This is a genomic window from Corynebacterium sp. AOP40-4SA-5, assembly GCF_052377355.1.
In the GTDB taxonomy this organism is placed as follows: domain Bacteria; phylum Actinomycetota; class Actinomycetes; order Mycobacteriales; family Mycobacteriaceae; genus Corynebacterium.
The window spans coordinates 1-5,242 of sequence record NZ_JBQSWS010000046.1 but is presented as its reverse complement, the minus strand read 5'-3'; the positions used below and the strand labels follow the sequence as shown (position 1 = coordinate 5,242).

Genomic DNA, 5,242 nt, shown 5'->3' with positions numbered 1-5,242 from the left:
TCTGCTGGTAGAAGCTCCAGCTGACCTGCAACCCCACAAAGTCGTCATAAGTGGCCCACAACATCTCCAGATGGTGCTTCTGCCGGTCGGTGAGCAGCTTAGTGCGGGTCAGTAAGGCCCTGCGGTGCTTGTACAACGGGTCTTTCCTGCGGCCTCGTCGCCCGGTGGTCTCTCGTTGCAGGCGTTGCCGACACCCGGTGAGCTTTTCCGCAGCCAGGTGCACGACGTGGAACGGGTCCATGACCTTGCGTGCAGCAGGTAGGGCCTCATCCACGGCACTGGCATAGCCGGTGAACCCGTCCATCGTCACGACCTCGACGGTGTCCCGGAAACGCAGTTCACGCTGGGACAACCAGGTGCGCAGGACCTCCGCACTGCGCCCGGGCACCATGTCGATCAGCCGCGCTGGGCCTGTCCCGTCAACCACCGGGGTCAGATCCACCAGCACGGTGACCAGTGACGACGACTGCCCGGGGTAGCGGGTGTGTTTCCACACGTGCTCATCGACCCCGAGGATCCTGACCTGGTCCAGGTGAGTCGGATCAGCGTAGACAAGGTGGCGCACGGCATCGACGGCGACCTTGTCGACCAGTTCCCAGCCGATTCGAAGGGCTGTGGCGGTGGCAGACACGCTCATCTTGTCGACGGCGAGGCGTTGCAGAACCCAGCGGGTCACCCGGTGGGTCAACTTCACCCCGTCAGCGGCGCAGGGCAGTGATGGCTGGTAGATCCGACGGTCGCAGGAGGCGTTGGGGCAGGTGAACCGGGGTAGGCGCACGTGCAGGCGGGTGGGAAACCCCACGACCGGCAGATCCACCAAGCGGCGGGTGATGTGATCTCGTATGGTGCCGTTGGTGCCGCAGTTTGGGCAGGTGTCGTCCACTGCGACGGGTACGGCGTTGATGATGGTCACCGCGGCCGGCATCGGCGGCGTCAGTGATGCTCACCCCCAGTTCCGCGGTTCTGCAGATGGTGTCGGTGATCAGGTTGCCAGTAGGCTGCACGTCAAGGTCCTGGGATTGGTGAGGGCGGTCATGGCGAGGTGTCAGAGCTTCTCATCATGCACCCTGTCGACCCAGGACCCCTACATGTTGTGCCACCCCACAGCGCTACCCCTCAGCTGCTACACACGCCAGAACGCCAAGAGCCATTACACAGTGCCAGTTTGGAGTAGGAACCGGGGGAGAACGTCCTGCCCGGGTAGTGCGGCGGTGATGTCCGCGGCGGCGCGGCGGCAGCTCTCATTAAGTTCGGTGACGTCGGTCTCCGCGGGGATCCGCAACCGGATCTCGATGATGTCGGTGCCCCTGTCTTCACTTGCCCGATAGGCAGCAGATCGGACGTCGTCACGTTTCTCGAAGGTCTGTGCGACGGCGGAGGCGACATCGGCGGGCGATGTACGTATGGTGCCCGTCGGCGCGGAGCTCGGGGACGCACTACGTCCGAGGCGTTTGCGCTCGATGTTTATACCGATGAACAGAAGGCCGAGCAGACCGGTCACCGCCGCGGCGATGACGAGGATCGTCTCGTAGTTGTCGCGCGCGCTCAGGTCCGCCCAGAAGTCCCTGTTGACGTAGTCACCGATCCGTTCGGCCGGTGCAAGGTCGAGGCGGAGACCGATCATCCAGAAGGCGATGCCGCCGAAGACGAGGAAGAGCAGGAACGTCACGATGCGGTCGAATGAGGCTTTTCCGCGGTTCATCGTCCTTCACCTCCCGGGATAACCGTCACCTGGACGCTCGGGGCGGGTTCCAGGAGCGTGGAGAGTTCTGATACGTGCGTGGACACCCGTGTGCGGATCGTCTCGGCAGATTCCGGTGTGACCGCCGTGACGACCTTCACCGAGATTTTCTTACGCGTCGTCACCGTGTGGGCTGAGAGCACACCGGGGACTCGGCGGGCGGTGGCCGTGGAGAGCCGGGCGACATCGACGGGACGGGCGTAGAGTTCCGATCCGTCGCCGAAGGCAAGGTGGGTACGACGACGGGGGCGCAGAGAGACAAGGAGGAAGAGCACGGCGACGAGGGCACATCCGATGCCGGCCCACAGCATCCAGGATTCACTCTCTACGGTGGCGAACCAGCCGAAAACCGGGGGGAGCAGCTGACGTCCCGACACGGAGTCGTTGAGGATGAGCACGTCACGGATGATGACTGCTGTGAGACAGAGCAACACCAGACCCAGGAGAATTGTCCACCCGCGTGCCAGGGGAGAGGCTTTCGGCTGAGGAGCCCGTGGCTCGTCTCCGGGGTCCACGGACGTCGTGTTGTCGGACAGCCTCAGATCGGCGGCGAACCTGCCCGAGGGTTCCGGCCGGTAATGCTCCGGATGCTGTGCTGTTGTCATCGCGGACTCCTGTCGTGGTCGTCTCCGGGGGCGCGGTTGTCGTCCGTGCCGGTGGAACGCCAGCGACGGGACCTGTCGACCGTTACCGGAATACGGCGGTGGCTCCGGACGGTCGGGAAAATCGTCACCCCGAGTCCCTGTGGGGTAGGTACGGTGCGGGTCGGCAGACCGCGCGGGGTCGGGATGTCACGCAGCAACGGGCCCCTGGGGGTGGGCACATCGTAAAGGATACGGAGTCCGCGTGGCGGCGGTGGAGTCGTGACCGTCACGTGGTCGACGAGGACCGGCTCCAGGAGACGCCGCTGAGCGGTGCCATGTGGTGACCGTGGGTGCATCACCGGTACCGCCGAAGGGGTCACCGGGTGCGTCACCTCGGTCGGTCGGGGCGGCTGGACTGGCGTGGCATGGACCGGCGTCGGCGTCGGCGGATGCAGTACCGGTCGCGGCGTCGGGGCGTAGACGTGCCGCGCGGGTTCCGGCCGTCCCACGGTAACCGGCATGAGCTGGACTGACTCCACCGTCCGGGGATGGACCGGCTGCCGCGGTTCTGGCGTCGGAGGTACGGTGACTTCCGTGACCTGCCGGGCGACGGTGAGGGAGGACGCCTTCAGGGGCGTGGCCGAGACGCGGGTGTACTCCGGGGTCCGGGGTGCCGCCTCCAGGTCGGTGACGGTGACCGTCTCCTCTGCCTCAGGGACAACGGCTGCGACATCGACGTTGACTGCCAGCACCGGCACACCGGTCGAGTGCTCGATCCACTCGCCGACAGTCTCCCTGGTGACCTGGGCCACCGCAACGGTGGGGGCAGGCCAGGCGGTGGCGATCTGGATGTCGGCGACGGCAGCACTACCGCCGGGGTCCATCTCTACGCTCACCCGGGGCAACCGGCGGCCCGTGAGCTGGCCGATGCCTGAGGAATGCCGGATGACCCCAGGCACCGAAAGCGCCGCCCGCGTGGCGATCTTCTCCAGGACCTTCAGGTCGATGGAGATGTGTGTACGCTGTCGCCGGTAGGCCTCGCTGCGGGGAAGCTCGTCAACCGCGCCATTGCCGTCGAGGACGTCGTCGAGGGCTGTGGTCTTTTCGGCATCTGCTGCACTGTCGGAAGGTGAGGGGGACACGGGGAATCAGCCCCGTCCCCGACCGCTGCTGTTGAAGGCGCGGCGAAGGTCGATGACCCCTTCCACGTGAGCACCGACGGCCCCGCCGACCCCGCAGAGGACCAGCACAACGAGGAAACCGACCACGCCGTCCCAGAGGGCACCGATTGCCAGGAGGAATCCCAGCAGCACACCGATGATTGTCGCGTACTTCATCATGACCTCACTATCGAAACTATCGGTAGGGCTAGTCGTCTGTACCGCTGTCCGCACGCTGCGGGCGTATTACGGAAGACCTGGCGGGAGAGCTACTGGACGCGGGCAGACTGCTGGGGTTCATCGTCCTCGTCGTCCTCATCGTCCTCAGGAAGATGGACGTCGTGCACAACGACGTTGACCTCTGTAACCTCTAGCCCGGTCATCTCCTCGACCGACAGGATGATATTGCGACGGATGGCCTCGGCCAGCTCGTGGATCGCCACGCCGTACTCGGCGACGATGGAAATATCGACAGCAGCCTGACGCTCGCCGACCTCTACTGAGATGCCCTGCTGGACATTCACCCGGCCGCCGGGAATACGCTCGCGCAGAGCGCCGATGGCCCGGGAAGCACCGCCACCAAGGTCATGGACACCGGAGACCTCGCGTGCGGCCATGCCAGCGATCTTGGATACAACAACGTCAGCGACCGATGTCCGCCCCTGATCGGTGAACAGCTCAGAGTCGGCAGCGTTGTTGTCCCGGACGGCCGGAGTGTTCGCGGCATTGGCGTTGGATGTGGAGTCGTTGTTTGACATAGCGATTCTCTCACTTATCTGGTTGTTGACAACGTCCTTGCGATGGCCAGGAGAAGAGTCCTTCTCCTGGCAAAGCTACTATTTTCGTCGGGTCACGAGCCCGACGATCCACAGTAGGATCACCGCACCGATGAGGCACGTGATGAAGCTGAAGATGATGCCGCCACCGGCAACATCCACACCGAACAGCGTGAGCAGCCAGCCTCCGAGGAAGCCGCCGATCACGCCAACGACGATGTTGAGGATGATGCCCATCGAGGCATCAGTCTTCATGATCTTTGAACCGATCCAGCCAGCGAGGCCGCCGACGATGATCCAGCCGATGAACCCCAGTGGCGGGGCGGACTCGGCAGCGAGGATTAGAGTGTTCGAAACCACGTGAGGTCCTTTCTTGCGGTTGAAGTCGCCGCGGGTTCAGCGCTTCTTGCGCCGGATGGCGATGAGACCGGATAGCGCGAAACCGAAGATAGCTCCACCGATCGCGGCTACGACGAGTCCTACGGACAGAGGGAAAGCGAACTCCCAGCCGAGGAAGCCGATGTCGACCTGATCGGTGTTTTGCCCGATCAGGATGACCAGGGCGATGGCCACGATGACGACGATTGCTGTAGTGACGACAAGTCCGACAGACGAGCGTCGCCGTGTCGCGGCCTGGGCGGTGCTACTTGTTTCCGTCATCGAAGCCCTCCGTGTTGGTTAATTTCCGGTGATCTTGTTGATGCCTTCGGAGATCTTGTCCTTGACATTCTCGGCAGCGTCTTTGACGCTGGACTTGGCCTGGTCGGCTTTGCCCTCACCCTTGAGCTTGTCGTTGTCGGTCACGTCGCCGGCGGCCTCCTTGGCCTTTCCGGTGGCATCTTCGGCAGCGTTCTTGATCTTGTCATCGAGACCCATGGTGTTGACCTTTCATGTCGGAGTACATTTCACCTGCGACTATACACTGTCTTGGTACGCCAAGGCACGAACAAGGACCATGACATAAGTTATAGATACGGCTTT

At 63.7% G+C, this 5,242-nt stretch carries 8 protein-coding genes and 1 pseudogene; all 9 read right to left on the bottom strand.

The features are described from left to right. A pseudogene (locus ACT3S3_RS15105) lies at nucleotides 1-1,004 on the bottom strand (ISL3 family transposase); the annotation flags it as partial. 146 nt (nucleotides 1,005-1,150) lie between these two features. Continuing rightward, nucleotides 1,151-1,702, bottom strand: coding sequence for a hypothetical protein (locus ACT3S3_RS15100; RefSeq protein WP_444627002.1), 552 nt, complete (start codon nucleotides 1,700-1,702; stop codon nucleotides 1,151-1,153). After that, complete coding sequence (locus ACT3S3_RS15095) at nucleotides 1,699-2,346, bottom strand: hypothetical protein (protein WP_441579901.1); 648 nt, start codon at nucleotides 2,344-2,346, stop codon at nucleotides 1,699-1,701. Before ACT3S3_RS15095 ends, ACT3S3_RS15100 begins: the two co-directional genes overlap by 4 nt. Next, complete coding sequence (locus ACT3S3_RS15090) at nucleotides 2,343-3,467, bottom strand: Asp23/Gls24 family envelope stress response protein (protein ID WP_441579900.1); 1,125 nt, start codon at nucleotides 3,465-3,467, stop codon at nucleotides 2,343-2,345. The genes ACT3S3_RS15095 and ACT3S3_RS15090 overlap by 4 nt, the downstream gene beginning before the upstream one ends. A 6-nt stretch (nucleotides 3,468-3,473) precedes the next feature. Beyond that, nucleotides 3,474-3,662, bottom strand: a complete 189-nt coding sequence (locus ACT3S3_RS15085; RefSeq protein WP_441579899.1) for a hypothetical protein — start codon at nucleotides 3,660-3,662, stop codon at nucleotides 3,474-3,476. A gap of 92 nt (nucleotides 3,663-3,754) precedes the next feature. Then, nucleotides 3,755-4,243, bottom strand: a complete 489-nt coding sequence (locus ACT3S3_RS15080; protein WP_441579898.1) for an Asp23/Gls24 family envelope stress response protein — start codon at nucleotides 4,241-4,243, stop codon at nucleotides 3,755-3,757. Nucleotides 4,244-4,321: 78 nt separating this feature from the next. Next, complete coding sequence (locus tag ACT3S3_RS15075; protein WP_441579897.1) at nucleotides 4,322-4,621, bottom strand: GlsB/YeaQ/YmgE family stress response membrane protein; 300 nt, start codon at nucleotides 4,619-4,621, stop codon at nucleotides 4,322-4,324. Between the two features lie 36 nt (nucleotides 4,622-4,657). Then, nucleotides 4,658-4,834, bottom strand: coding sequence for a lipopolysaccharide assembly protein LapA domain-containing protein (locus ACT3S3_RS15070; protein WP_441579896.1), 177 nt, complete (start codon nucleotides 4,832-4,834; stop codon nucleotides 4,658-4,660). Nucleotides 4,835-4,939: 105 nt separating this feature from the next. Next, nucleotides 4,940-5,137, bottom strand: coding sequence for a CsbD family protein (locus ACT3S3_RS15065; protein WP_441579895.1), 198 nt, complete (start codon nucleotides 5,135-5,137; stop codon nucleotides 4,940-4,942). Nucleotides 5,138-5,242: the final 105 nt, after the last annotated feature.

Excerpts from the sequence above, each read along its gene's own strand:
- ACT3S3_RS15095 (WP_441579901.1), bottom strand. The coding sequence starts at position 2,346 with ATGACAACAGCACAGCATCCGGAGCATTACCGGCCGGAACCCTCGGGC.
- ACT3S3_RS15085 (WP_441579899.1), bottom strand. The coding sequence starts at position 3,662 with ATGAAGTACGCGACAATCATCGGTGTGCTGCTGGGATTCCTCCTGGCA.
- ACT3S3_RS15080 (WP_441579898.1), bottom strand. The coding sequence starts at position 4,243 with ATGTCAAACAACGACTCCACATCCAACGCCAATGCCGCGAACACTCCG.
- ACT3S3_RS15065 (WP_441579895.1), bottom strand. The coding sequence starts at position 5,137 with ATGGGTCTCGATGACAAGATCAAGAACGCTGCCGAAGATGCCACCGGA.
- ACT3S3_RS15100 (WP_444627002.1), bottom strand. The coding sequence starts at position 1,702 with ATGAACCGCGGAAAAGCCTCATTCGACCGCATCGTGACGTTCCTGCTC.